The sequence below is a fragment of the Verminephrobacter aporrectodeae subsp. tuberculatae genome (assembly GCF_026127385.1).
GTDB classification, from domain to species: domain Bacteria; phylum Pseudomonadota; class Gammaproteobacteria; order Burkholderiales; family Burkholderiaceae_C; genus Acidovorax; species Acidovorax aporrectodeae.
The window spans coordinates 1,061,340-1,087,097 of record NZ_QZCX01000001.1 but is presented as its reverse complement, the minus strand read 5'-3'; the positions used below and the strand labels follow the sequence as shown (position 1 = coordinate 1,087,097).

General features: G+C 67.3%; 19 protein-coding genes and 1 pseudogene. 5 read left to right on the top strand and 15 right to left on the bottom strand.

Annotated features, from left to right (window positions below):
* Positions 1–76: 76 nt before the first annotated feature.
* The gene (locus D5041_RS04605) at positions 77–544 is read left to right on the top strand and encodes a hypothetical protein (protein WP_265284412.1); all 468 of its coding nucleotides are present in this window, start codon (positions 77–79) and stop codon (positions 542–544) included.
* Between the two features lie 635 nt (positions 545–1,179).
* Positions 1,180–1,353: a hypothetical protein gene (locus D5041_RS04600; RefSeq protein ID WP_265284411.1), complete on the top strand. Its 174-nt coding sequence runs from the start codon at positions 1,180–1,182 to the stop codon at positions 1,351–1,353.
* Here D5041_RS04600 and trbL read toward each other — a convergent pair.
* From trbL to D5041_RS04530, 14 genes and pseudogenes are all read right to left on the bottom strand, one after another.
* Positions 1,302–2,138 (bottom strand): annotated as a pseudogene (gene trbL, locus D5041_RS04595) (P-type conjugative transfer protein TrbL); the annotation flags it as partial. The gene D5041_RS04600 and the pseudogene trbL overlap by 52 nt on opposite strands.
* A gap of 123 nt (positions 2,139–2,261) precedes the next feature.
* Entirely contained in the window at positions 2,262–3,023 is a 762-nt protein-coding gene (trbJ, locus tag D5041_RS04590) for a P-type conjugative transfer protein TrbJ (protein WP_265283966.1), read from the bottom strand.
* Between the two features lie 20 nt (positions 3,024–3,043).
* Positions 3,044–4,450 carry a TrbI/VirB10 family protein gene (locus D5041_RS04585; protein WP_010109824.1) on the bottom strand — a complete coding sequence of 469 codons (1,407 nt, stop codon included), beginning with the start codon at positions 4,448–4,450 and terminating at the stop codon, positions 3,044–3,046.
* Between the two features lie 4 nt (positions 4,451–4,454).
* Complete coding sequence (locus D5041_RS04580; RefSeq protein ID WP_029554686.1) at positions 4,455–4,913, bottom strand: conjugal transfer lipoprotein TrbH; 459 nt, start codon at positions 4,911–4,913, stop codon at positions 4,455–4,457.
* A gap of 2 nt (positions 4,914–4,915) precedes the next feature.
* The gene (gene trbG, locus D5041_RS04575; protein ID WP_265282364.1) at positions 4,916–5,812 is read right to left on the bottom strand and encodes a P-type conjugative transfer protein TrbG; all 897 of its coding nucleotides are present in this window, start codon (positions 5,810–5,812) and stop codon (positions 4,916–4,918) included.
* 17 nt (positions 5,813–5,829) lie between these two features.
* The gene (locus D5041_RS04570; protein ID WP_265258171.1) at positions 5,830–6,552 is read right to left on the bottom strand and encodes a conjugal transfer protein TrbF; all 723 of its coding nucleotides are present in this window, start codon (positions 6,550–6,552) and stop codon (positions 5,830–5,832) included.
* Positions 6,522–9,116, bottom strand: a complete 2,595-nt coding sequence (locus D5041_RS04565) for a VirB4 family type IV secretion/conjugal transfer ATPase (RefSeq protein WP_236610850.1) — start codon at positions 9,114–9,116, stop codon at positions 6,522–6,524. Before D5041_RS04565 ends, D5041_RS04570 begins: the two co-directional genes overlap by 31 nt.
* The gene (gene trbD / locus D5041_RS04560; protein ID WP_010109817.1) at positions 9,113–9,424 is read right to left on the bottom strand and encodes a conjugal transfer protein TrbD; all 312 of its coding nucleotides are present in this window, start codon (positions 9,422–9,424) and stop codon (positions 9,113–9,115) included. Before trbD ends, D5041_RS04565 begins: the two co-directional genes overlap by 4 nt.
* Positions 9,425–9,426: 2 nt before the next feature.
* Positions 9,427–9,813 carry a conjugal transfer system pilin TrbC gene (gene trbC / locus D5041_RS04555; RefSeq protein WP_010109816.1) on the bottom strand — a complete coding sequence of 129 codons (387 nt, stop codon included), beginning with the start codon at positions 9,811–9,813 and terminating at the stop codon, positions 9,427–9,429.
* Between the two features lie 13 nt (positions 9,814–9,826).
* Entirely contained in the window at positions 9,827–10,792 is a 966-nt protein-coding gene (gene trbB, locus D5041_RS04550; RefSeq protein ID WP_010109814.1) for a P-type conjugative transfer ATPase TrbB, read from the bottom strand.
* Between the two features lie 239 nt (positions 10,793–11,031).
* Positions 11,032–11,859, bottom strand: a complete 828-nt coding sequence (locus tag D5041_RS04545; protein WP_010109812.1) for an HDOD domain-containing protein — start codon at positions 11,857–11,859, stop codon at positions 11,032–11,034.
* Positions 11,860–11,930: 71 nt separating this feature from the next.
* On the bottom strand, positions 11,931–14,288 hold the full coding sequence (locus D5041_RS04540; RefSeq protein WP_265283965.1) for a Tex family protein: 2,358 nt from the start codon (positions 14,286–14,288) through the stop codon (positions 11,931–11,933).
* A gap of 103 nt (positions 14,289–14,391) precedes the next feature.
* On the bottom strand, positions 14,392–16,023 hold the full coding sequence (locus D5041_RS04535) for an ABC-F family ATP-binding cassette domain-containing protein (protein WP_010109808.1): 1,632 nt from the start codon (positions 16,021–16,023) through the stop codon (positions 14,392–14,394).
* A 224-nt stretch (positions 16,024–16,247) separates the two neighbouring features.
* Positions 16,248–16,595, bottom strand: a complete 348-nt coding sequence (locus tag D5041_RS04530; RefSeq protein WP_265284372.1) for a helix-turn-helix transcriptional regulator — start codon at positions 16,593–16,595, stop codon at positions 16,248–16,250.
* Positions 16,596–17,863: 1,268 nt separating this feature from the next.
* Between D5041_RS04530 and D5041_RS04525 the strand changes: the two genes are divergently transcribed.
* The 3 genes from D5041_RS04525 to D5041_RS04515 all read left to right on the top strand — a co-directional run bounded on the left by D5041_RS04525 (position 17,864) and on the right by D5041_RS04515 (position 23,943).
* Positions 17,864–18,157, top strand: coding sequence for an H-NS histone family protein (locus D5041_RS04525; protein WP_010109804.1), 294 nt, complete (start codon positions 17,864–17,866; stop codon positions 18,155–18,157).
* A 376-nt stretch (positions 18,158–18,533) separates the two neighbouring features.
* On the top strand, positions 18,534–21,332 hold the full coding sequence (gene acnA / locus D5041_RS04520) for an aconitate hydratase AcnA (RefSeq protein WP_265283964.1): 2,799 nt from the start codon (positions 18,534–18,536) through the stop codon (positions 21,330–21,332).
* Between the two features lie 85 nt (positions 21,333–21,417).
* Positions 21,418–23,943: an EAL domain-containing protein gene (locus tag D5041_RS04515; RefSeq protein ID WP_265258175.1), complete on the top strand. Its 2,526-nt coding sequence runs from the start codon at positions 21,418–21,420 to the stop codon at positions 23,941–23,943.
* Positions 23,944–23,988: 45 nt separating this feature from the next.
* Here the strand turns inward: D5041_RS04515 and D5041_RS04510 are convergent, their stop codons facing one another.
* On the bottom strand, positions 23,989–25,653 hold the full coding sequence (locus tag D5041_RS04510; RefSeq protein ID WP_265258176.1) for an MBL fold metallo-hydrolase: 1,665 nt from the start codon (positions 25,651–25,653) through the stop codon (positions 23,989–23,991).
* Between the last annotated feature and the right edge of the window lie 105 nt (positions 25,654–25,758).

Below are 25,758 nucleotides of genomic sequence, written 5' to 3'. Positions count from 1 at the left end.
GCACCGGACTTGGCGCTGCCTGCCGCGCTGCCGCCGGGCGCATTGGGCGCAGGTCCGGGTCCGGGCGCAGGTCCGGATGCAGGTACGGGTCCGGGTGCAGGTCCGGATGCAGGCCCGGGTCCGGGTGCAGGTCCGGATGCAGGTCCGGGTCCGGGTGCAGGTCCGGATGCAGGCCCGGGTCCGGGTGCAGGTCCGGATGCAGGCCCGGGTCCGGGTGCAGGTCCGGGTGCAGGCCCGGGTCCGGGTGCAGGTCCGGGTGCAGGCCCGGGTCCGGGTGCAGGTCCGGGTGCAGGTCCGGGTCCGGGCGCAGGTCCGGATGCAGGTCCGGGTCCGGGTGCAGGTCCGGATGCAGGCCCGGGTCCGGGTGCAGGTCCGGATGCAGGCCCGGGTCCGGGTGCAGGTCCGGATGCAGGCCCGGGTCCGGGTGCAGGCCCGGGTCCGGGTGCAGGTCCGGGTGCAGGTCCGGATGCAGGTCCGGGTCCGGGTGCAGGTCCGGGTCCGGGTGCAGGCCCGGGTCCGGGTGCAGGTCCGGGTCCGGCTCTAGGTCCGGGTCCGGCTCTAGGTCCGGGTCCGGCTCTAGGTCCAGGTCCGGCTCTAGGTCCAGGTCCGGCTCTAGGTCCAGGTCCGGCTCTAGGTCCGGGCCCAGGTCCAGGTCCAGGTCCAGGTCCGGGTCCAGGTCCGGGTCCAGGTCCAGGTCCAGGTCCGGGTCCGGGTCCGGGTCCGGGTCCGGGTCCGGGTCCGGGTCCGGGTCCGGGTCCAGGTCCGGGTCCGGGTCCGGGTCCGGGTCCGGGTCCAGGTCCGGGCCCAGGCCCAGGTCCGGGTCCGGGTCCGGGTCCGGGTCCGGGTCCGGGTCCGGGTCCGGGTCCGGGTCCGGGTCCGGGTCCGGGTCCGGGTCCGGGTTCGGGTTCGGGTTCGGGTCCAGGTCCAGGTCCGGCTCCGGTAGCGGTCCCGGTCTTTGCGCCGCCTGCCCCGGTGCCGTGCCCGGCAGCCGCTTCGGGCTGAGCCGAAGCCTGCTTGCGGGCGGCTTCGGTGTCTGCCTGCGCCGGGTTCGTGGCGCCAGTGGTCGCGCGTCCCTGTCCTGCCCCGCCGCCAAAGCCCGCAGCCTGCGCGAATGGCGTTGCGCCGACGCCGGCGCCATCTCCCGACGCGGCGCCGCCGCCCGCGCCGGAGAATGCCTCCATGGCGTGCGTTGTGGCGGACAGGTTGGCATTCGCCTTCGAGACCGCCGCCATGAGCTCGTACGCGCCGCCGGCGGCCGACGCCGCCCCGGTGGCCAGGGCTTGGCTGGCGATGGAGACCGCGACTGCTGTCGTTCCCATGGCACCCGGCCCGGCGCCGGCGCCGATCTGGTAGGCGCCGATGCTGCCCACGCTCGCGCCGGTGATGATTCCGGAGATGCGAGGCGGAATCTTGTTCACCAAGGCCAGGAAGATGATCGCGACGACCAGCATCACGCCCATTTCATTCAGGTTGATTCCGACGTCCATGCGCCGGTAGTAGTCGTCGAGGAAGGTCTTGCCGATGCCCACCAGGAGCACCGTGGCAAAGAGCTGCGCGGCCAGGCCCAGAACGACCTTGTAGTAGTTCACCGCCATGTCCGAGGTCCAGCGCGAACCGCCAAAGCCCAGAAAGAACGCGCCGCCGTAGGCGAGCACCCAGCCCGAGGTGAGCAGCAGGAGCATGTGCACGCTGACCAGGGCCAGGATGATCAGGATCGCCAAGGCCATGGCAATGCCGCACAGGCTCTCCGTCGGACCCCATATCAGGGACTTGTCCAGCACCCTGTCGAAAATTTCAAAGCCTATGTCAACGACTCCCGAGGGCACGAGCGCATTGCCCGAGCCCGTCCCCCTCAGGTCCGTCGCTTTGCCGGCGATCTGCCGCAGCGACGCATAGATGGACAGGGCGAATTTCGGCCCGTTGGTCAGCGCCCACCAGAAGAAGCCGGTAAAGACCGTGAAGCGCAGGAATTCCGCGAAGAACTCGCCAATGTCGGCCTTGCGCAGGGCCAGCATGCCGAAGGTCCAGACCATCGAGATCACGACCAGCGTCCAGAAAAGCCAGGACGCAGCCTCGATGACGGCGCTGGCCCAGCCGCTGGCAGCGGCCGAGTAGAGCACCAAAATGCCATCGAACATGTCGACGTTGTCGATGGCCGCATGCGCATCGGGCGCGAAAAACGCCAGCCAGACGCACAGCAGCAGGGCCAGGGCTCTGGTGGTCATTCCCATCGTCGGCTACCTCTCCATCCGCCGCTCCCCTTACCAGGCGCGCTTCGAGCTGGCCCGGTATCGGTTCTCGCGCAGGTGCAGCGCTGCGGCGGTTTCCTGCGCCAACTTGTCGGCTTCGGCCTGCATCTTGGTCGCGAGTGCGTTGTTCTGCGCGATCATCAGCGCGCGCATCTGCAGGAGCTGATTCGACTGCTGGCTGGCGAGCTGGCTGGCGTAGCCGAGGGCCTGCATCTGGCCGGTCGCGCCCTGCGCGGCGGACTGCAGACGCTGCAGCGTGGCGGCGTCGTTCTGCAGGTTGTCCAACTGCCGGTCGAGGCCCTTGAACAGGGCATCGGTGGCGTTCTTCTGCGTTTCGCTGGCGAACTGTTGCAGGTTCTTGATGGCCGCCCACTCGGCTGCGGTGCAGCCGCTGGCCGCAAAGCAGGGCAGGTTCTTGTAGTAGTTCACGTCCTGGAACCTGCCGAGATAGTTGTCCAGGCTGCCGAGCTGGTTCTTGTAGTGCTCCAGCGTGTTGCCGGACTTTATGAGCTCGCCGATCGTGGTCCGCGCCTGATCCCAGATGTGCTCGGCCGGGGCGAGCGTGTTCTGAATCTGGTTCTTATATTGCTCCAGCTGGATGCGGTACTGCTCAGCCTGCTTGATCCTCTGGGTCACCGATTCGATGGCCGCGGTGGTGTTTTGTATCAGATTCATACTGTCGACGACGACCATGCCGGCCTGCACCGGCGGGCAAAACCCCGCGCCCAGGGCGAGGACGACGGTGAGAGCGAGGGCGAGAAACTTCTGCTGCATGGGGTCTTCCTCCTTGGGACTCAGTAGTCGAACGCCCGGTAGGGCCGGGCAAACGCCAGGTCCTTCGTGACCACGACGTTGAAGCGGTAGCCGGGCCGGATTTCCAGCGTCGGCGCGATTCCCAGGTTCTTCGCAATGAGTTGCGCCGTGACCTTGCCGAGCTGCTGGCCCAGGGCCTCGCTCAGCACGCTGCTGGCGTTTGGCGCACCGTAGACACTGCCCGCCTGGTTCTGGCGCTGGCTGTAGGTGATTCCGGCGGTCACGCCGGACATCAGGAAGGCCGACGCGAAGAGCCGCACATAGTGGTTGTTCACTTGGTCGTTGAAGCCCGTATAGCCGGCGCTGTCGGCACCCGGCATGGCGCCGATGTCCAGCGCCTTGCCGTCGGGAAACACGATGCGCTGCCACGCGACCAGCACGCGCGCCTGGCCGTAAGCCACGTCGCTCGAATACGCGCCGACCAGGCGCGCGCCCTGCGGAATGAGCAGGTGCTTGCCGGTCGGCGTGTCGTACACGTCCTGCGCGACCTGCGCGAGGATTTGCCCCGGCAGATCGGAGTTGATTCCCGAAATCAGCGTCGCCGGCACGACGAAGCCGGCGCGCAGTTCGAACGCCGTGCGCGGCGCTTGCGGCCGGGAGTCGAGCTTCCAGCGGTCGTCCTGGCTCCCGTGATCGAACTGCTCCATGCGGTTCCTGCCGCTGCTTGCGGTTTGCAGGGGCTGCGCTGCTGCGTCCGCGCCAAGCTCGGCTGCCGGCGTCTGGGCACCCAGGCCCGTGGCGGCGCGAATCTGCGCCAGGCGCGCCTGGTACGCGGTATTCGGGTCGCCGCTGCGCTGGGCGGCGATTTGCTGCTGCAGCGCGGCCATGCGCTGGACCATTTCATCGCGCGTGCGCGGGGCGCTGGCGTCGTCCGGCGCGGGGCCTTGGCTGCTGGCAGTGGTCACACGCACCGTGGTCCGGGCTCTGACCGCTTCGTCAAACCGCTGCATCTTGGCCTTTTGGATGCGCTGCGCCTCTTCGTCGGGCACCGGCTGGCCGGGGTTGTTCGCGGGGTGCTGCGCTTCCGGCGGCTGCGGTGGCGCGTCCAGGTTCTGCGGGCGGACGATCTCCAGCGGGGCCTGGTCGGTGGGCATTTTGGGCGGGTCGGGCGGGCTTGCCCCCGTGATCAGGCCGCCGGTTTTGTCGCCGGCAATTTCATGGGCAAACGCCGCGGTGCTGCCAGCGCCGCCGCTGCCATTCTCCTTCGGGCCGGGCGTCGGCGTGTGCTGCTGTTCGGCGCGATCTTCCGCGACCAGCGCCATGACCAGCATGAAGGCCAGCACGACGCCGCCGAAGATGAACATGGGCATGTTGTTCACGCGGCGCACACCCGACTTCCTGGACGGCGCGCCCGGCGCGGCATTGGGCAGCAACGGATCGGCGGTCATGGCGTCATTCCTGGCGCGTCCAGTACCCGGCCGGGACGAGCCCGCCGTTTTTCTCCAGGTACGGGCGGGTGATGGATTGCGTGCCGACCACCAGGGTCAGGCGGTACAGGTTCGAGTCACGGGCCTGGTCGAGCAGGTAGCGCAGCGGCAGGCCGCCGGGCGTGGTCGGCGCGGGCGGCGGCGTGGTCGCAGCCGACGGTGCAAACTCCACGAGGGCATAGCCCTTGTCGCGCAGCAGCCTGACCAGGGTCTGGCCGAAGGGGTCGGGCGTGGGCTGTTGCAGTTCCAGGCGCATCTGCGCCGGCGCGTACAGCGCGGCGAGCTGCTGCACCGCGTCTGCGGCGAGCTTTTGCTGATCGAGCGCGTCCGATTGCACGAAGTTGCCGTAGCCCCCATTCACCGGGGCTGCGGCGCAACCGCCCAGGGCCAGGGCGAGCAGCGCGGGAAAGAGGGTCTTGCGCATGCTCACTTCCTGCGGCTGATGGTCACGCGGTCCTGGCCGCTGCCCACGCCGGCAATCAGGATCGCGCGGTCGAACACCATGTCCACGATGTAGCGATTGCCCTGCACGCGGTAGTTCACCAGCACCGTTTCGTCGTCGCTGAACAGGCTGCCGTCCTGGCGCACGACGAGCAGCGTCGGCGCCTCGGTCTGCCGCATCGTGCCGGGCATTTCGATGATGGTCTTGCGGCCGTCGTTGTAGACGCGCACCGGCTTCCAGGTCGCCGAGCCGTGCAGATCGTAGTCAAACGACAGATCGCCCAGGTACTCGCCGGTGGCCGGCAGCGTGTTCTCGTGGCGCTTTTGCGTCTCGCGGTGCTGGATCGCTTGCCACCGCGCCTGCGCTTCCTCGGGGTAGACGAAGCCGACCTGCGGCATGTACTTGCTGCGGTGCGAACGCAGGCGCAGGTGGTAGCTGCGGCGGTTCGTGGTCACGACCAGGCTGGTTTCCAGGCCCACGTCCATCGGCTTGATGACCAGGTGTTGCACCTCGGTGGCGCCACTGCCGGAGAGCGCCGGCTCGACCGTCCAGCGCGCCGTGTCGCCCAGGTTGATCGAGTTGACCTGTTCGCCAGCCTGCAAGGCCACGTCGCATACCTGGAGCACTGCGCACACGATGCTCGGCTGCTGCATGCCGTACAGAAAGCGGATGCGCCCGCCCGCGCCGGCGACCGGCGTGACGCCGCCGCTCGCCGACCCCGCCGCTTCCCACTGTCTGGCGATGGCCAGCGCCGCGCGCTCCTGCGGCGTCAGCGCCGGGTTTGCCGGGTTGAAATATTTGTCGGCAATGTCGTCATCGTCCACCGCCAGCGAGGGCAGCGTCACGCCCAGGAGCAGCACGGCGCAAAGGGTCTTCTTCATGCGGTATGGCCTCGGAATCATTGGACACGCGACCAGGAGTAGTCGCTCACGTAGATGCCCAACGGGTTGTTGCGCAATTGGACGTCCGTGGTGCTCGCCGTGACCTCGGCGATGTACGTGGTCACGAGCGCGCGCCAGGCGACGGGCGGGCCCGTGAGCATTCCCTGGCGGCTGCGCGTGGTCTCCATCCATTCGATCTCCCAGGTGTTCGGCGTCTGCGGGATCACGGTCTTTATTTCGATGCTCGCCATTTCCTTTTCGGCGCGCTTGAACGGGCTCGCGTCTGCGCTGCCGTTGAGCCACTCGTTCATCTTCGGCGTCGCCGGATCGTTCGGGGCGAGCATCGAGTACACCTTGAACACGCATTTGCGCTGCAGGGCCATGTCCGGCGTGACCATGCGCGCGCAACCCATCCAGTCGGCGACTGCGGCGTGGACGACGCGCGGGTCGGCCCTGTCGGTGGCCTGCACCGGACCGGCGGCCATGGTCTGGCCAAGCTTGTCCACCTGCACCACGTAGGGAATGAACTTGGACTGGCGGCCGATGTGGATCACGCCGCCGACGCTGGCCAGAGCGACCAGCAGCGCCAGGATGCCGATCATCTGCCAAGTCTGGCGCTGCGCGACGACCGCGCCCACATGGTCGTTCCAGGTGCGGCACGCTGCCAGGTAGGGGTTCTCGGCCTCGCTGCGCGCGGGCTTCTTGAAGATCAAGCCTTTGAGGATATCGGCAGTGCCCATGCGGCCTCCAGGTAGTCGTTGAGGTTCAGTCCCCGGCTTGCGAGCCAGGTGTGTATCCAGTCGTGGCCAAACCGGGCTTCGAGGTTCTTCATGGCGCCGACCGATTCCTTGTCGGTCGCGCCGACGAAGGACAGCGCCAGCGGCCCCAGGGCCAGGTCGTAGAGCCGGCGGCCGCTCTCCGAGACGTAGTAGTACTGGCGCTTGGGGATGGCGCCCGCGAGGATTTCGATCTGGCGCGCGTTCAGGCCCATGCGGCGATAGAGCGCCGCCGTGTCCTCGTCGCGCGCGTAGACGTTGGGCAGGAAGATCTTCGTCGCAGTCGATTCCAGGATCACGTCCAGGATTCCCGAGTTGGCCGCGTCGGACAGGCTTTGCGTCGCCATGAGAACCAGGCAGTTGGCCTTGCGCAGCACCTTGAGCCATTCCCTGATCTTGGCGCGAAAAACCGGGTGGCCGAGCATCAGCCAGGCTTCGTCCAGGATGATGGCCGCGGGTTGCCCCTGGAGTGCACGCTCGATGCGGCGGAACAGGTAGAGCAGCACCGGGAGCGCGAACTTCTCGCCCAGGTTCATCAGCTCTTCGATCTCGAACACCGTGAAGTCGGACAGCGCCAGCCCATCCTCTTCGGCGTCGAGCAGGTGGCCCATGGAGCCGTCCACCGTGTACTGTTTGATCGCCTCGCGGATCGCCTCGTCCTGTATCGTCACCGAGAACTCGGAGAGCGTGCGCGCGCCGCTGGCGTGCATGCTCATGATCGCGGTGCCGATCTCGTTGCGCTGCGCCGGCGTGGTGGTCACGCCGTTCAACGCCAGGATGGTGTCGATCCACTCCATCGCCCAGGCCCGGTCGCCCTTGGTTTCGAGGAACTGCATTGGGCAGAAGGCCAGGTGCTCGTCGTCGGCCGCGACCGTGAAATGCAGGCCGCTCTTGCCCTTGGACACGGCGCGGATTCCGGCGGCGAGGGGGTACATCGACAGGCCCTTGTCGAAGGCGTAGATCGACATTCCCGCGTAGCGGCGCAGCTGCGCGGCGAGGATTCCCAGGTGCGTGGACTTGCCCGCGCCGGTCGGGCCGAACATGAAGCTGTGGCCCAGGTCGCGCACGTGCAGGTTCAGGCGGAACGGCGTCGCACCCACCGTCACGCAGTGCATGAGCGCCGGCGACAGCGGCGGGTACATCGGGCAGGGCGCGCTCGCGCTGCCCGTCCAGATCGCGCTCGTCGGCAGCAGGTCGGCCAGGTTCAGCGTGTTCATGAGCGGCCGACGCACGTTCTCGACGCCGTGGCCCGGCAGGCTGCCCAGGTAGGCGTCGAGCGTGTTGATCGTCTCGATGCGCGCCGCAAAGGCCAGGCGGTTGATCGCCTTCTCGACGTGCAACGCGCTGCTCGCCAGGCGCACCCGGTCCTCGTCCATGAGCACCACGACGCTGGTGTAGTAGCCCGCGGCCACCAGGCCGCTGTTGACTTCGGCGATCGCCGCCTCGGCGTCGCCGACCATCGCCGCAGCGTCCTGGTTGATCGATCCGGTATGCGTGTTGAACACCTGGTCGAAGAAGCCGCGCACCTTCTGGCGCCACTTCTTGCGGAACTTGTCCAGGTGCTGCACGGACGCGTGCTGGTCCATGAAGATGAAGCGGCTCGACCAGCGGTACGCGCAGGGCAGTTCGGCCAGCGCCGAGAGAATCCCCGGGCTGGACTCCAGGGGGAAGCCCTCGATGGCGACGATCTGAATGAAGTGGCGCCCGATCTTCGGCACCACGCCACTCCACATTTCTTGCCCGCCGATCAAGGCGTCCAGGTACATCGGGTTGCCGGGCAGTTGCACCGGGTGGTGCTGCCCGGTGACGCAGAACTGCAACCAGCCCAGGAAGTCATCGTGCGTGACTTCCCGGCCCTCTTCCATGAGCAGCTTCTGGCCGCGCAGGCGCGCCAGCTTCAGCGCCGAGGACAGGCGCGACTCCAGGGTCGCGGCCTCGCGCCGGAACTGCTCGATGAGGCCCAGCGTGCGGGCCGTGTGGTCGGGTGTCTGCGCGTCGTCGTCGAACATCAGTTCGACGAACTTGCGCTGCGCCAGCACCGGCGGGAACCAGGTCACGGTCAGGACGAAGTAGCCCTCGAACATCGCGCCCAGGCCCTCGAACAGGCGCCGGCGCTCCTCGTCGATGGCGCGCGAGAGCACGTCGGGGAACGCCGAAACGCCGCGCTGCGCGTAGTTCGGTGCCGGCCGACGCACCGCGTCGACATGCAGCATCCAGCCGTTGCCCAGCCCCGCGAGGGCCTGGTTGATGCGAAACGACACCATCTCCCGCTGTTCATCGGTGCTGCTGGCGTTGTCGTCGCCCTTGTACAGCCAGGCGGCCATGAAGGATCCGTTCTTGCCCACGATGACACCGTCGCCTACCACGGCGGCGTAATTGAGCAGGTCCGCCAGGCCCTCGTCCTGCGCGCGATGCATCTTGCGCTTGCGCTGGAGCACGGCTTCCACGGCGCGGATGCGGGAAAACAGCAGGAGCCACAGGACCATCCCGGGAACGGCAATGGCCAAGGCGATGGCTTCGATCATCATCGGTATTGCCTCCCCTGGCCCGGCGTGTTGTTCCGAAAGGGCGTGCTGCGCGCCGGGTAGTACGGCCTGTAGCGGCGGTGCCGCAGGTACACGGGGCGCAGCTTGGGGTCGGCCTTGGCCATGAGGCGCAGCGCGAAGAGCGCGCCGAACCACAGGACGATGCCGAACACCGTGGCCCGCGTGTCCTGCGCGCTGAAAACCAGCGCGCCGGCGAGCAGGCCCGAGAACATCACCAACTCGCGATCCCCGCCCATGAACAGGTTGTCCCGGTTGCCGGCCCTGCGGATGGGGATCGCGCGCAACGCCATGATCAGCTGCTCTCGTTCGACGCGGCGCTCAGCGCAGCGATTTCCGCGCCCCGGCCGAAGAAGGTGCCCATCATGTTCTGCGCGCCGACCAGCAGGGCCATGACCAGGACGATGAAGATCAGGCTGCGAAAGAAGCCATTGAGTTCGCCGCCGAAGATCAGCACGCCGCCGGCGACCACGATGCCGATGATCGACAGCGTGAACGCCACCGGCCCGGTGGCCGAGTTGCGCAGATTCGTCAACCAACTTTCATACGGCAGCGCACCGCCGGTGCCTTCAGCGGCAAAGGCGGGATGCGGGGCCAGCACGAGGAACGCGAGCAGGGCCAGCAGGGCCAGGCCGGACAGGGTGCTGCGCTTCAGGGGGAACACGGGAACGATGGCTTGCATGGTTTTTCACTCCTCAAAGGGACTGGGTGACGTACTGGCCGTCGCGAAACCCGGAAACCTCAATGATTTCCTGGACGCGGCGGCCCTGCGCGGTGCGGACGATGTGCACGACCACGTGCACCGCCGCGCTGATGAGCGGTTCGATGGGTTTCGGGGAGTCGGGGTGCATGCTGATGAGCATGGCGAGCCGATCCAGCCCGGCCTTGGCGTTGTTTGCGTGCAGGGTTGCAGAACCGCCTTCGTGGCCGGTGTTCCAGGCCATCAACAAATCGAGTGCCTCGGGGCCGCGCACCTCGCCGACCAGGATGCGGTCGGGCCGCATGCGCAGCGTGGTTTTCAGCAGTTCCGTCATGCTCACGTCGATGCTCGTGTGGTACTGGACGTAGTTCTCGGCAGCGCACTGGATTTCGCCCGTGTCCTCGATGATGAAAACGCGCTCGCTCGGGTCATGGATCACCATCTGATTGATGATCGCGTTCACCAGCGTGGTCTTTCCCGAGCCGGTTCCGCCGACCACGAGAATGTTCCGATGCGCCGCGACGGCGGCAGCCAGGGCGTCGTGCTGCGCACGCGTCATGACCCCGTGCTCGACGTACTCATCCAGGGTGAAGATGGCGACGGCCTTCTTGCGGATCGCAAAGGTCGGCGCAGGAACCACCGGGGGAAGCTGGCCGGCGAAGCGGGAACCGTCGATCGGCAGTTCGCCTTCGAGGATCGGCTTGTGCCGCGTGACCTCCTTGCCGTGGTAGCCGGCAACGGTTTCGATGATCGCCTGCGCCTGCGCCGCACGCAGCGAGCCGATGCTCACCATCGGCTCGCCAAGGCGTTCCTGCCACAGCCGGCCGTCTGCGTTGAGCATCACCTCGACAGTCCTGGGATCGTGCAAGGCCGCAAGCAGAACCGGCCCCATGTCGCGTTCAAGCTTCTTTTTCGCCCGCTCCTTGATGCTGTTGATGTTGAACTCTTGTTGTTCCGTCATCGTGTCATTCACAGTGCACTGGGATGCCAGCATCGCACAGGGATCCACGAGAACAATGCGTTGTTTCGCCATGCGATGCAAAAGGTGAGATTTGTATGCTTGTTGCATGCATTGGCTGCGCGGCGGCGCCAGAGGAACCTGCATGGATGCGCTCATGCGAAGGGCTCTGCGCCGCCAGATGGCGCAGCGATGCGGCGGGCGCAGTCGCTTGGACCGCGCCCTTGGCGGCGCATCTTCAATCAGATGACGTAGTCAACGGGGTCTGGCACAGCGGTCCAGTCGATCGGGTCCTGCTGCAACACCATGTCGATGTCCAACCCCAGGGCCAAGCCGACCTCTGCGGGGAACAGCACGGCGAGTTCCTTTTCGCCCAACTCGGCTTCGTGCGCGCGCGCGCGCCAGGAGGCCAGATGGATCACGCCCGCCAGGGGTTCGCAGACGTTGTCGTCAAAGGGTGCGCTTTGGTGCTGCAAGGCGTCGATCACGATCTCGGGCAGTTGCCAACGGCGCACCAATTCCGCTGCCACATGGCCGTAGCTATAGCCACAGATGCGCTCCTCGACCCGCCCGCGGCGCAGGTCGAAGGGCGCCACCAGCGCGTTCACCGCCTGGGCCCTTTCCGGGTCCGCCAAGTGCAGCACCAATTCGCCCAGCGCGTGCAGCAGACCCGCGGTATAGGCGGCAATCTGGTTCTGGCGCGCGATTCCCGCGAGCGAGCGGGCGAGCTTGGCGGTGTTCAGGCTGTAGCGCCAGAACTGCTGCATGTTCACTCCCGGAACCGAGCGCGAGGTAGTGCCCAGCGGCGCCGAAGCGACCAGTGCGCGCAGCTGCGCCATGCCGAGCAAGGCCAGCGCCTCGGGAATACCGGCGATTTGCTGCGGCAGCTCGAAGGTGGGGGAGTTGGCCCGTTCCAGCAACCGGGCGGTCAGCGCCGGGTCGGTGCCAAAGGCTTGGTTCAGGCGCCGCAAGTTGGGCTCGTCGCGGGCCAGTTCGTTCATCAACAGGGCCACGGCGCGCGGCAGGCTGGGCAAGGCCACGGCCTGAGTCAACAATGCGTTCAACTCCATGGGGTAGCGCCAGAAGTTCGGGTGTTCTGGCGATTATGGAGCGGTGGACCGCGATCTGCGGACCGGCTCGCTTATCGGTTCTTGCTCTGTTGCAACTTGGCAAATGCCGAAGCCATTGCCGACTGCTGCACGGGCTCGGGTGCGCGGCGCGCGGATGGCTGGTGGCCGCGCGCAGCCCCTTCGAAGCGGTTCTCGCGCGCGCCCCCCTGGCGCGGCGGCGCGGCGTCGAGCTTCATCGACAGGCCGATGCGCTTGCGCGCCACGTCCACTTCCATGACCTTCACCTGGACGATGTCGCCGGTCTTGACCACCTCGCGCGCGTCGTGCACGAACCGGTGCGCCAACTGGCTCACGTGCACCAGGCCGTCCTGGTGCACGCCCAGGTCAACAAAGGCGCCGAACTGGGCCACGTTGCTCACGGTGCCTTCCAGAACCATGCCTTCCCTGAGGTCGCCGATGTCTTGCACGCCGTCGTTCAGGCGCGCCACCTTGAAGCCGGGGCGCGGGTCGCGGCCGGGTTTTTCCAGCTCGGCCAGGATGTCTTTCACGGTGAGCACGCCGAACTTTTCGTTTGCGAACAATTCGGGTTGGAGCGTCTGGAGCATGTCGGCGCGGCCCATGATCTCGGCCACGGGTCGGCCCGTCTTGGCCATGATCTGCTCGACCACCGGATAGGTCTCGGGGTGCACGGCGGTCATGTCCAGCGGGTTCTCGCCCCCGCGGATGCGCAGAAAGCCCGCGCTCTGCTCAAAGGTTTTTGCGCCCAGGCCGGCCACGTCCATGAGCTGCCTGCGGTTCTTGAACGCGCCATGGGCCTCGCGCCAGCGCACCAGTTCCCGGGCCACACTGGCCGACAGGCCCGAGACGCGGCTGAGCAGCGGCACGCTGGCCGTGTTCAGGTCCACCCCCACGGAGTTCACGCAGTCTTCCACCACCATGCCCAGCGTGCGCGCCAGTTCGCTCTGGTTCACGTCGTGCTGGTACTGGCCCACGCCGATGCTCTTGGGGTCGATCTTCACCAGTTCGGCCAGCGGGTCCTGCAAGCGGCGCGCAATGCTCGCGGCGCCGCGCAGGCTCACGTCCACGCCGGGCATTTCCTCGGACGCGTATTCGCTCGCGGAGTACACCGATGCGCCGGCCTCGCTCACCACCACCTTCTCGATCGCGCGGCCCGCCCGGGCAGCGATCTGGATCAGCTCGGCCGCGAGCTTGTCCGTCTCGCGGCTGGCCGTGCCGTTGCCGATGGCCACCAGGTTCACGCCGTGCTTTTCCGCCAGCTTGGCCAACTGGTGCAGCGCGCCTTCCCAATCGCGGCGCGGCTCGTGCGGGTACACGGTGGCGGTCTCCAGCAGCTTGCCCGTGGCATCGACCACGGCCACCTTCACCCCCGTGCGGATTCCGGGGTCCAGCCCCAACACCACGCGGGGGCCGGCCGGCGCGGCGAGCAGCAGGTCGCGCAGGTTGTCGGCAAACACCTTGATGGCCACCTTCTCGGCCTCCTCGCGCAGGCGCGCGAACAGGTCGCGCTCGGTCGAGAGGCTGAGCTTTACGCGCCAGGTCCAGGACACGCATTTGCGGATCAGATCGTCCGCCGGGCGCCCCGCATGGCTCCAGCCCAGGTGCTGGGCAATCCGGCCCTCGGCGATCCCGGGCTTGCCGGGTTCGGGCTCCACCGGCAGCGCCAGTTTGGCGTCCAGAATCTCCAGAGCGCGGCCACGGAACACGGCCAGGGCACGGTGCGAGGGCACGCGGCCCAGGGGCTCGGCGTATTCAAAGTAGTCGCGAAACCGCGATACCTCGGGGTCGTTCTCGTTCTTGCCGTCGATCCTTCTGCTGCGCAGCGAGCCCTCGGCCCAGAGCCACTCGCGCAGGCTCTGCACGAGCACGGCGTCTTCCGCCCAGCGCTCCGACAAAATGTCGCGCACGCCGTCGAGCACGGCGGGGACGGTGGAGAAATCCACGCCCGGCTTGCCGTCGTCCAGCACCTCGGGGGGCCGGGTGAAGGCCACGGCCTCCTGGGCCGGGTCCAGGCCGGGGTCGGCAAACAGCTTGTCGGCCAAGGGTTCGATGCCGAATTCGCGCGCCATCTGGCCCTTGGTGCGGCGCTTTTGCTTGAAGGGCAGGTAGATGTCTTCCAGTTCCTGCTTGGTCGGCGCGGCGGCGATCGCGGCGCGCAGCGCGTCGCTGAGTTTGCCCTGCGCGTCGATGCTCCGAAGGACGGTGGCGCGGCGCTCCTGCAACTCGCGCAGGTACGACAGACGCGCTTGCAACTCGCGCAGCTGAACGTCGTCCAGCCCGCCGGTCGCTTCCTTGCGGTAGCGCGCGATGAACGGCACCGTGGCGCCCCCGTCGAGCAGATCCACCGCCGCGCACACCTGTTGTTCGCGCACCCTGATTTCTGCGGCCAACTGCCGAACGATCTGCTGCATATGGGGACGGACTCTCTGGATGCTTGGACAAGAAAACGAAGCCCGCAAGTCTGCCACAGCCGCGACCCGCCGCGGCATGGTGCGGCATGGTGCGCGCGGCGGCTCAGGCGCTTTTGCCCGCCTTGCGCGGTGGAGAAGCGGGTGCTGCGAGCTCCCGGCTGCGCCCGGACTGCAACAGCCAGTCCTGCACGCCGCCTTCGTATTCCCGCCACAGGCCGTTGCCCTCGAACGCAATGCTGCTGGTGACCACGTTGTCGAGGAAAGCGCGGTCGTGGCTGACCAGGAACACGGTGCCCTCGTAGTTTGCGAGCAGATCTTCGAGCAGGTCCAGGGTGTCGATGTCCAGGTCGTTCGTCGGCTCGTCAAGCACCAGGACATTCGCGGGGCGGGCGAACAGCCGGGCCAGCAGCAAGCGGTTGCGCTCCCCGCCGGACAAGGACCGGACCGGCGCCTGCGCACGCGCCGGGGAAAAGAGGAAGTCGCTCAGATAGCTCTTGACGTGCTTGCGCTGGCTGCCGATTTCGATCCATTCGCTGCCGGGGCTGATGAAGTCCTCCAGCGTTGCGTCCAGATCCACGGCCTGGCGCATCTGGTCGAAGTACGCGACCTGCAAATTCGCGCCCTGCCGAATCTGGCCCCGGTCGGGCTGCAATTCGCCAAGAATCATCATGAGCAAGGTGGTCTTGCCGGCGCCATTGGGGCCGATCAACCCGACCTTGTCTCCGCGCAAAATGGTCCCGGTGAAGTTGCGCACGATGTTCCGGTCCCCAAAGGATTTGCTCACACCGGCGAGTTCGGCGACGATTTTTCCCTGGTATCCGCTGGCGTCACCGGTGGCCACCCCCATGCGCACGCTGCCCACCACCTCACGGCGCGCCAGCCGGCGCACACGCAATTGCTCAAGGCGGTGAATGCGGCTCTGGCTGCGGGTGCGACGGGCTTCGACGCCTTTGCGGATCCAGACCTCCTCCTGCGCAAGGAGCTTGTCCGCCTTGGCCGAAATGACGGCTTCCTGGGCCAACTGTTCTTCTTTTTGCAACTGATACTGCGCAAAATTTCCGGGGTAGGAGCGCAGCTGGCCACGGTCCAATTCAACGATCCGGGTGGCGACGCGGTCCAGGAACGCGCGGTCATGGGTAATCGTGACCACGCTGCCCGGAAAATCGAGCAAGAGGTCTTCGAGCCACTCGATCGAATCAAGATCCAGATGGTTGGTCGGCTCGTCGAGCAACAGAACGTCGGGGCGAACTACCAGCGCCTGCGCCAGGGCCAGGCGCTTCTTGGTCCCGCCAGACAAGGTGCCGACCACCCCATTCGGGTCGAGGTGCAGGCGCTGCAGAATTTCTTCGACACGCTGCTCCCAGTTCCAGGCATCGTAGGTTTCGATTTCCGACTGCATGGCATCCAGGTCGAGCCCCTCGGCGCCCGACAGATACTGATCACGCAGCGCGATGACCCGTTGCAGACCTTGCGCAGCGGACTGGAAGACGGTGGCGGCCGGGTCGAGCGCCGGCTCCTGTGCAACGCAGGCAATGCGCAGCCCTTGCTGTATCAGCAGCGATCCATCGTCGGGTTTCTCCATGCCGCCCAGAATTCTGAGAAGCGATGATTTGCCTGCGCCATTGCGGCCAATCAGGCCGACGCGCTCAGCGCTCTCCAGGGAAAAGCCGGCGTGGTCCAGCAGTGCAACGTGCCCATACGCGAGTTGGGCGTCCAGTAGAGTGATCAGTGCCATACGACTGGATTATCGGTGGCAAGCGGCCGGATCCCCGCAGCAATTCCCGGCGTGCGCGGCCACAGCCTGCCCACCTGGAAGCGCAAGGCGCGCAAACATTGCCCCCGGCGGCGTTGCTTGCCTCGGGCGAAACGCCCGAAAACGTTGGCTCTCCTCGCGCAGCGAAAACCCCGCAGCCCCGGCCCGGTCTGCAAATGTTCACCGGCATTACCGAAGCGACCCGATCAGGGCTGGCCGAGTGTCTCCAACACCGTGCGCTTTCCCATCCTGAGCACTTGCACGATGCGCTCCAGTTGCGCGGCCCTGGGCTGCACGTGGCCCGACTCCCACTTGTACACGGACAGCACCGAGGCGCCCAGCAGCTTGGCCATGTCCTTTTGTGTAATGCCAAGCGCAGCGCGTTTCTCCGCGAGTGCTTGCGCTTTGAAGCGGACCTGGCGTGGTTTCCCGGGGGGCGCTGCCTCCTCTGCCTGGCTCGGTGCGACGGCCCGCTGAGCAGCCCTGGATTGGGACACCAAGGCTTTGATTTCGCGCTTGAGCGCAGCAATTTCCAACCGGTGCCCGGAAAGCATCTTGCGCATCGCCTGAAGCTCTGGTTTGAGCTCTCTGCGCGCGATACGGACGATTTCAGACTGGAATGCGTTTGAGAAGGTATTCATGCGCGCATGGTAAGCGAAACCCACGACAGTAGCGACACCCGGGATCGCAGGGGGTATCGATGGATTGCTGCGCGCACCCGACGACAGACTTTCGCGGGACTGCGCAACCCGGTGACCTGCCCAGTCCGCCCGCGCTTCGATGCCGGGTGCACATGCCCGTTTCGACCTCCGGTTCGATTCTCTTTTACCCACTGCCCTCTCAAAACCTGCACCGGCTTGCGCGCCGCAGCACACACGCAACGCCCTGTGCAACAGGGGCTTGGCGCGTGCCGCGGATCGAGCGCCTGTCCACCCCGGTTGCGCAGGAAAAACACGCGGCCGAATTTGACCCGGGACCATTGCCAGTGAAGCGCCATTCGGAAGCCGCCACCAACGCCCGCTCACCAAGCCCGGGACACGGCGGGACGTTCATGGCTTGCCCGCAAAAGCCTGCCCGGGCGCGAGGCCGCTGTAACAACGGCACCCCGGCGGGTCTTTCGCCAAGCGAAACAGAAAAATCCCCCATCGGTGGTAGCTGTGTCGTGTGCAGGGGCTGGATATTCGCAGCCGACGTGCTGCACAAGGCCAGCGGATCGACGAGGTATTGACCCGATCCGGAGATCCCCATTCAACGCAGGGCTGATTGCCAGAGTCAGGTGCTTGGGGCTTGGCTGCGGCGCCGCCGCGTGCGCTGCCCGCATGCAAACGCAAGGCTTGCACACGCGCGCGTTACAGGGGCGAAGCAGTGGCCATAACCGAGCCTCAGCGCGCAGATACTGGCCCTTCGGCCATGGTCCGCGCATGCGTTTGGCACCGCGGCGTCGCAACGCCATGAACTTCGCAATGCGTGAAACCCGGGAAGCCGACGATCCCCGGTTTACCCCCTTCCCGGCGGTGTCGCTTGTCCCGGGAAAAACCCCCGCGTTCGATCCACCGCGTCTTGTCAGAGTGCCGTTTCAGCCCGCATCGGTTCAGCCGCGCTCCACCGCCCGCGCACCGCGTTCTGCGTCCTCGCGCCACGGGAACCCGGCAAGCCGATCGTCGGCGCGTCGGACCCCATTTGGGCAACGACACCATCGACGAATGCGCGGCGCAACACGCAGTCCGTCGTCTTTTGAGAAATTTTTGTTCTTGCGCGCACACGCGTCCGATTATTCTCATATAATCGCGACTCCATCCACTCCCAACCTGATGCAGACACCATGACCAGCTACAAAGAACTCTTGAAGCAGCGCGAAACCCTCGAGCAGCAAATCAGCGAAGCCCGCCGCCGCGAACTGTCGGACGCCGTGAGCCAGGTCCGGACACTGGTGACCGAGTATGACCTGAGCTCCCGGGACATATTCCCCGCAAGCAGGACCGGCCGCCGCTCCACTGCGGGCTCCAAAGTCTCCCCCAAATACCGGGACCCCGCGACGGGCCGGACCTGGACGGGCCGCGGCAAGGCACCCAAGTGGATTCAATCCGACGCAGATCGCCAGAAGTTCGCCATTTAAGCCGCGCACCCTGAGCCGCGCACCCGGCCAATAAAAAGCCCTGCTCCGTGGGCTTATTATTGGCCGGACACCCATTCAGTTTCCCATCCACGCGGACCCAGCGGTCCGCGTGGAACCGGTTTTCCCGCGCAGTCGGCGGCTCCTCAGGGGGTATTTCGGTGGCTGCGTTTGGCGCATCCTTTCCATGGCCGGCCCGGAGCGGAGCCGGGTGACCACCGAAAGAGCGTTGGGCCGTTCCTGTTTTTGCCGAAAAGAAAGACTCCAGGATCCGCCCCGTAGGTAGTAACACCATGCTCACCGGATCGAATTGCCGTGGTGCTGGCGCGGATGCGCGGTAACCTGCGAAAATAGCCTGCCCCTTTCACAGGAGTTCGCCATGGCATCATCGTCCGCCCCCCACGCGTTTGCCCACACGCTCAGGAACTTCCAGACCGCGTCCGGCAAAAAGGGCAGCTTCTACTCCCTGCCCGCGTTGGCGCAGCAGTTTCCACACATCGGCCGGTTGCCGGTGTCGATCCGCATCCTGCTCGAATCGGTGCTGCGCAACTGCGATGGCCGCAAACTCACGGCCGCGCACGTCCGGCAACTGGCCGAGTGGGCGCCGAACGCCGAGCGCAAGGACGAGATTCCCTTCGTGGTCGCGCGCGTGCTGTTGCAAGACTTTACCGGCGTGCCGCTGCTCGCCGATTTGGCCGCAATGCGCAGCGTGGCCGTGAAACTGGGCAAGGACCCGCGCAAGATCGAGCCGCTGGTTCCCGTGGACCTGGTCGTGGACCACTCCATCATGGTCGACTACTACGGCAAGAAGAATTCGCTCGACCTCAACATGAAGCTCGAATTCCAGCGCAACCGCGAGCGCTACGCGTTCATGAAATGGGGCATGCAGGCGTTCAACACCTTTGGCGTGGTGCCCCCGGGCTTTGGCATCGTGCACCAGGTGAATCTGGAATATCTGGCGCGCGGCGTGCACCGGCGCAAGGACGGCGTCCATTACCCCGACACGCTCGTCGGCACCGACAGCCACACGACCATGATCAACGGCCTCGGCGTGGTGGGTTGGGGGGTCGGCGGGATCGAGGCCGAGGCCGCCATGCTCGGCCAGCCCGTGTATCTGCTCACGCCCGACGTGGTGGGCCTGGAGTTGACGGGCCAGCTGCGCGAGGGGGTCACCGCCACCGACTTGGTACTGCGCGTCACCGAACTGCTGCGCCAGCACAAGGTGGTCGGCAAGTTCGTGGAATTCTTTGGCGCGGGCACGCGCACGCTGGCGCTGCCCGACCGCGCAACGATAGGCAATATGGCGCCCGAGTACGGCGCCACCATGGGTTTTTTCCCGGTTGACGAAAAGACCATCGACTACTTCAAGGGAACGGGCCGCAGCCGGTCAGAGATCGATGTCTTCGAAGCCTACTTCAGGGCCCAGGGGTTGTTCGGCGTTCCGCTGGCCGGCGAAATCGATTACTCGCAGCGCATCGGGCTCGATCTGGGCAGCGTCACGCCCAGCCTGGCGGGACCCAAGCGCCCGCAGGACCGCATCGAACTGGGCCAAGTCGGCAGCCAGTTTGCCGAGCTGTTCAGCGCGCCCCCCGCGCAAAATGGTTTCAACCAACCGGCGCAGCTGCTGCACCAGCGCTTTCCGGTCCAGCGCCATCAGCACCATGGCGTGCCCGTGGCGGGCCGGCCCGGCGCTGAACTGACGCTGGGCCATGGCGACGTGCTGATCGCCGCCATCACAAGTTGCACCAATACCTCCAACCCCGGCGTGCTGCTGGCCGCCGGCCTGCTCGCCCAAAAAGCGGTGCAGGCGGGGCTCAGGGTGCGGCCGCACGTCAAGACCTCGCTCGCGCCGGGTTCGCGCGTCGTCACCGAATACCTCGCACAAACGGGTCTGCTGCCGTATCTGGAGACGCTCGGCTTTGCGCTCGTGGGCTACGGCTGCACCACCTGCATCGGCAACTCGGGCGACCTCGCGCCCGAGATCGACGAGGCCATCACCCGCAACGACCTGGTGTGCGCTGCGGTGCTCTCGGGAAACCGCAACTTCGAGGCACGCATCCACCCCCGGCTCAAGGCGAACTTTCTGGCCAGCCCGCCGCTGGTGGTGGCCTACGCGATCGCCGGCAGCGTGCTCCGGGATCTGATGACCGAGCCCGTGGGCCAGGGTCGGGGTGGCAAGGACGTCTACCTGGGCGACATCTGGCCAAGCAGCGAGGAGATCCACGGGCTCATGAAGTTCGCGCTCAACGGCCGGGCCTTTCGCACGAACTACGCCCGCGTGAGCACCGACCCGGGCAAGCTGTGGGAGCGGATCGAGGGCGTGCGCGGCAGCGTCTACACCTGGCCCGCGAGCACCTACATTGCACAGCCCCCGTTCTTTTCCCGGTTCACCCTGGAGCAGGCAGCCGCGCACCCCGATGGGGCGGCAGCGGCGTCGCCGTGCGTGCGCGGCGCGCGCATCATGGCGCTGTTCGGCGACTCCATCACCACCGACCACATCTCGCCCGCGGGCTCCATCGAGGAAAGCTCGCCCGCCGGCCAGTGGCTGCTGCGCAACGGGGTGCTGAAGGCCGATTTCAACAGCTACGGCGCGCGCCGCGGCAACCATGAGGTGATGCTGCGCGGCAGCTTCGCGAATGTGCGCATCAAGAACCTCATGCTCGCGCCCAGGCCCGATGGCGCGCGCGAAGAAGGCGGAATGACCCTGTTCCAGAACCAGGGGCCGTTGCAGGGCCAGAAGATGTCCATCTTCGACGCCGCCATGCAGTACCAGACCCAGGGAACGCCCACGGTCGTTTTTGCTGGCGAGGAGTACGGCACCGGATCGAGCCGCGACTGGGCGGCCAAAGGGACGCAGCTTTTGGGAATCCGCGCCGTGGTGGCGCGCAGCTTCGAGCGCATCCACCGCTCCAACCTCGTGGGCATGGGCGTGCTGCCGCTGGAGTTTCAGGCAGGCGATTCGTGGGAATCGCTGGGCCTGACGGGCAATGAAGTCATCGACCTGGAGCCCGACCCGGCGCTCACGCCGCAAAGCGACGCACGGCTCATCATCCGGCGCGCGGACGGCTCCCTGCAGGAAGCGCGCGTGACGCTGCGCATCGACACGCCCATCGAGGTCGACTACTACCGGGCGGGTGGCATCCTGCCGTTCGTGCTGCGCCAGTTGCTCGAAGGCTGAAGCGCATGTCCGGCCGGGCCATTCGCGTGTTTGCCCGCGCGCACCTGCCCGGCCTGCCGCGGCGGGTGCGCGCGGAGTGCGGGCCATGACGCACACCGGCATCCTGTGGGTGGACAGCGACGCGCCGCACGCGGACGCCGCGCGGGGGCTGATGGGCGCACGCCACCCCGGCTGGCGCGTGGTGCACAGCCCCAGCCCCGAAACCGCGCGGGCGCCGCTCGCCTCGCATGCCTGGGACGCCGTGGTGCTGTGCCTGCGATCCTCGGACCAGGAGCCGCCCGGCCTGCTCGAGCTGTGCGCCAGCCACCCGGTGCTGCTGTGCATCGATTCCGCGCAGGAGGCCCTGGCCGCGCGCGCTTTCCGCTGCGGGCTGGGCGACTATGTGCTGCGCGACGCGGATGGCACGGCGCATCTGAATGAGCTGCTGCACCGCCTGGCGGCCCTGATGCAAAACGCCCGGGGGAGTGGCCAGGAGCCCGGCCAGCCGGCACGCATGGTCGACGCCCGCATCTGGCAGGAGGCGCTGTCCATGCTGCAGGAGCAGCGCTCGGCGCTACAGGCCACGCTGGCGAGCATGAGCCAGGGAATCCTCAAGACCGGGCCCGACGGGCGCATCACCGTCTACAACCAGCGCGTGCTGGAACTGCTCAACCTGCCGGAAGCGCTGCTCGCCACGCGCCCCATGCTCGCGGACCTGACCCGCATGCAGGCCGAGCGCGGCGACTTTGGCGAGGACTACAACCTGGTGGACCCCTGCGGGCACGACTACTTGGCCCAGGTCGGCGTGGTCCCGTCCCCGGCGCTTTACTGGCGCACCACGCGCGACGGCCGCACGTTCGAGGTGCGCACCACCTCGCTGCCCGACGGCAGCCTGGTGCGCACCTTTACCGACGTGAGCGACTACGTGCGCGTGGAGAATGAATTGCGCGAGAGCGAAGCGCGCTTTCGCTCGCTCAGCGATCTTTCTTCCGACTGGTACTGGGAGCTCGATGCGCAGGGCCGCTTCGTCCAGTTGGTGGGGGACTTGGTCGGCAGTGGCATGGCGCTGCCGGACGTGCTGGGCCGCACGCGCTGGGAGATCGGCGCGCTGAACATGACCGAGTCCGACTGGGCCGCGCACCGCGCCGTGCTCGCCGCGCAGCAGCCGTTTCGTGACCTGGAGCTTGCGCGCCGGCACCCCGACGGCAGCGTGTACTGGCTCTCCGTCAGCGGTGTGCCCCTGCTCGACGCCAGTGGCGCGCTGCGCGGCTACCGTGGCGTGGGCCGCAACATCACCGGACGCAAACAGGCGGAAAGCCAAATCGAACGCCTGGCGTTCTACGACGCGCTGACCGGCCTGCCGAACCGCCGCCTGCTGCTCGACCGCCTGCAGCGCGCCACGGTGGCGGCGACGCACTCCAGCACCCAGGGCGCATTGCTGTTCATCGACCTGGACAACTTCAAGGACCTGAACGACACCCTGGGCCACGACATCGGAGACCAGCTGTTGCTGCAGGTCGCGCAGCGCCTGAAAGCCTGCGTGCGCGAAACCGACACCGTGGCGCGCTTCGGCGGGGACGAATTCGTCGTGCTGCTCGAAGGACTGAGCGCGAACAGCGCCCACGCCAGCGCCGAAACCGCGCACGTGGCCAGCCACATCGCCACCACGCTGGGTCAGCCGTACCCGCTGGGCGAGACCAGCCACCACAGCACGCCGAGCATCGGCATTGCCCTGTTTGGCCGGCAGCCGTGCAGCGTGGACGAACTGCTCAAGCACGCCGACCTGGCCATGTACCAGGCCAAGGCCGCAGGCCGCAACACCCAGCGCTTCTTCGACCCCGAGATGCAGGCCGCCGTCAGCTCCCGCTCGGCCCTGGAGGCCGACCTGCGCCGCGGACTGGAACAAAAGGAACAGCTGCTGTACTACCAGCCCGTGGTCGACGGCAAGGGCCACCTGCAGGGCGCCGAGGCCCTGCTGCGCTGGAACCACCCGCGCCGGGGGATCGTCTCGCCCGCCGAATTCATTCCCCTTGCCGAGCAGACCGGGCTGATCCTGCCGCTGGGCCACTGGGTGCTGGAGACCGCCTGCGCCCAATTGGTGACCTGGTCGCGCAGCGCGCTCACGCGGCCGTTCTTCCTTTCGGTGAACGTGAGCGTGCGGCAATTTCGCCAGCCCGACTTTGTCCAGCAGGTGCTGGGCACGCTGGACGCGAGCGGCGCCAACCCCGAGCGCCTGAAGCTCGAACTCACGGAAAGCCTGCTGCTGGCCGACGTGGAGGACAGCATCGCGCGCATGGAGCAGTTGCGCAGCCATGGCGTGGGCTTCTCGCTCGACGACTTTGGCACCGGCTATTCGTCGCTGAGCTACCTCAAGCGCCTGCCCCTGGAGCAGCTCAAGATCGACCAGAGCTTTGTGCGCGACCTGCAAACCAACCCCAACGACGCAGCCATCGTGCGCACCATCCTGGCTCTGGCCGACAGCCTGGACCTGTCCGTGGTGGCCGAGGGGGTGGAGACCACGGGCCAGTTCGAATTCCTGCACCGCCATGGCTGCAAGGCCTTCCAGGGCTACCTGTTCGGTCGCCCCATGCCGTGCGAATTGCTCGAGCGCACATTGCGGCCCGCGCCGTGAGGGGGCAGGAAGGACCGCCGGTTCCTGTCCTGGCTGCCGGCCGGCTCAGTCGTTGCCGGGCTGCAACGCGCGGATGCGCTCCACATGCGCCAGCAGCGAGCGCTGAGCCACGGGCCACATGCGCTGCGGCACGTCGTCGTAGGCGTGGCGCACCCAGTCCTCCAGGCTGCCCCGGGGCAGCGCCTGCATGGCGGCCAGCACCCTGGCCTCGCGCGCCAGGCGGTGCGCCCTGAGGCGGGCCAGCGCGCCGCGCGCATCGCCCAGCACGTAGCCGTGCGCGGGCAAGATGAATTCCACACCGTGCTGCACGCAGCAGGCGTCGAGCCGCTCAAGCGAGTCCAGGTAGTCGGCCATATTCCCATCGGGCGGATCGACCACCGTGGTGCTGCCATTGAGCACATGGTCGCCGCTGAACAGCAGGCCGTCTTCGAGCAGCAGCAGACACAGGTGGTTCGCGGCATGGCCGGGGGTGTGAACGACCTGCAGGGTATGGATTCCGCGCTCGGGCGCTTTGGCTTGCAGCACCAGCGACTCCCTGTCCTGCAGCGCCCGGTCGGGCGTGAACCGGCTCGCGGCGCGTGCCGTGGGCGCCGACGGCAGCCCCAGAATCGGCGGCGGCGCATTCCCGGCCCGCACGCACAGGGCCTGCAAGGGAGCGGCGCCGGGCGCATGGTCGGCGTGCGAGTGGGTGCACACGATCGCGCGGATGTCGCCGCCTGCGGCGCGCCAGAGCTTGTCCAGGTGCTCGGCGTCGGCCGGGCCGGGGTCAATGGCGATAAAGCCCGTCGCCGGCTCGCCCACCAAGTAGCTGTTGGTGCCGGGGCCGGTCATCACGCCCGGGTTCGGAGCCGTCAGGCGCTGCAGGTTCCGAAGCAGCGCAACGGGGCGCTCGCTCTGCCAGTCGAGCGGGTGCGCAATCTGCCCGTCGGGGCAGACCAGCGCCAGTTCGCCAAACGGCGCCTCGTCTTCCATATAGCGCGCCTGCCGGCCCGCCAGGAGGCCGGTGCGCGGGCAACTCACCCACAGGGGCCTCTCATGCGCCACCGCGTCGAGCACCGCCTGCGCGTGGGCGAACCCGGACAGGCGCTGCAAGGTGCGGATGGTGGGAAAGATCATGAAGAACTGCCCGGCCTCGTGGCGCGCCAGCGCGTCGGCGGGGCGCACCCACAGGGGCTCGAACTGCTCGGCCTCGTCGGCCACGGGCACCTGCCCTTCGGGCATGCGGGCCACGAGAAACGGCACCGCGAAGCGGCGTGCCAGGTCGCGGTCCGCCGTCCAGTGCGCCAGCAGGTACACGCTGTCGGCCGCCAGGCGCAGGCCGCGTGCGGCGCATTGCGCGGCAAACGGCTGGCTGCGGTCGATGGCCGCGATGTCCTGCGCGTCGGCCATGCGGCCATCGGCATGGCGTGCGAGCAGCACGCCCAGTTCCTCGAAACTTTCGCGGATCGCGGCAATGGCCTGGGTCAGATGCAGCGCGCTCTGCGCGGGGCGGCGGTCGGCAACGCTGTGCGACTGCGCATCGAGCGCGTCGATCCCGCCTCCGGGAAAGACATGGGCGCCGGGCGCAAAGCTGGCCTGCGCCGAACGCCGGGTCATGAGGACTTCGAGCCCACCGTTGCCGGGTGCATCGCGCAGCAGCAGCACCGTGGCCGCAGGGCGGGTGGCAACGGGTTCGCGGTGGGGGTGCAGTTGTTGGCCGGGGCGGGGCATCAGCGCATTATCGGCATCGCCACCGGGCCTGACAGCCCTCGGTGACTCGCCCTACGATGAAAAGCCGGATCTCCCTCTCCCTCTTTTTCGGGTTATTCTTCCGCT

Coding starts and splice junctions, on each gene's coding strand:
- D5041_RS04605 (WP_265284412.1), top strand. CDS start 77: ATGCAGGTACGGGTCCGGGTGCAGGTCCGGATGCAGGCCCGGGTCCGG.
- trbD (WP_010109817.1), bottom strand. CDS start 9,424: ATGGCGTTGCGCGCGATCCCCATCCGCAGGGCCGGCAACCGGGACAAC.
- D5041_RS04515 (WP_265258175.1), top strand. CDS start 21,418: ATGACGCACACCGGCATCCTGTGGGTGGACAGCGACGCGCCGCACGCG.
- D5041_RS04585 (WP_010109824.1), bottom strand. CDS start 4,450: ATGACCGCCGATCCGTTGCTGCCCAATGCCGCGCCGGGCGCGCCGTCC.
- D5041_RS04580 (WP_029554686.1), bottom strand. CDS start 4,913: ATGCGCAAGACCCTCTTTCCCGCGCTGCTCGCCCTGGCCCTGGGCGGT.
- D5041_RS04570 (WP_265258171.1), bottom strand. CDS start 6,552: ATGGGCACTGCCGATATCCTCAAAGGCTTGATCTTCAAGAAGCCCGCG.
- D5041_RS04530 (WP_265284372.1), bottom strand. CDS start 16,595: ATGCTTTCCGGGCACCGGTTGGAAATTGCTGCGCTCAAGCGCGAAATC.
- D5041_RS04535 (WP_010109808.1), bottom strand. CDS start 16,023: ATGGCACTGATCACTCTACTGGACGCCCAACTCGCGTATGGGCACGTT.
- trbJ (WP_265283966.1), bottom strand. CDS start 3,023: ATGCAGCAGAAGTTTCTCGCCCTCGCTCTCACCGTCGTCCTCGCCCTG.
- D5041_RS04540 (WP_265283965.1), bottom strand. CDS start 14,288: ATGCAGCAGATCGTTCGGCAGTTGGCCGCAGAAATCAGGGTGCGCGAA.
- D5041_RS04525 (WP_010109804.1), top strand. CDS start 17,864: ATGACCAGCTACAAAGAACTCTTGAAGCAGCGCGAAACCCTCGAGCAG.
- trbB (WP_010109814.1), bottom strand. CDS start 10,792: ATGACGGAACAACAAGAGTTCAACATCAACAGCATCAAGGAGCGGGCG.
- D5041_RS04600 (WP_265284411.1), top strand. CDS start 1,180: ATGGCGTGCGTTGTGGCGGACAGGTTGGCATTCGCCTTCGAGACCGCC.
- D5041_RS04545 (WP_010109812.1), bottom strand. CDS start 11,859: ATGGAGTTGAACGCATTGTTGACTCAGGCCGTGGCCTTGCCCAGCCTG.
- trbG (WP_265282364.1), bottom strand. CDS start 5,812: ATGAAGAAGACCCTTTGCGCCGTGCTGCTCCTGGGCGTGACGCTGCCC.
- acnA (WP_265283964.1), top strand. CDS start 18,534: ATGGCATCATCGTCCGCCCCCCACGCGTTTGCCCACACGCTCAGGAAC.
- D5041_RS04510 (WP_265258176.1), bottom strand. CDS start 25,653: ATGCCCCGCCCCGGCCAACAACTGCACCCCCACCGCGAACCCGTTGCC.
- D5041_RS04565 (WP_236610850.1), bottom strand. CDS start 9,116: ATGATGATCGAAGCCATCGCCTTGGCCATTGCCGTTCCCGGGATGGTC.
- trbC (WP_010109816.1), bottom strand. CDS start 9,813: ATGCAAGCCATCGTTCCCGTGTTCCCCCTGAAGCGCAGCACCCTGTCC.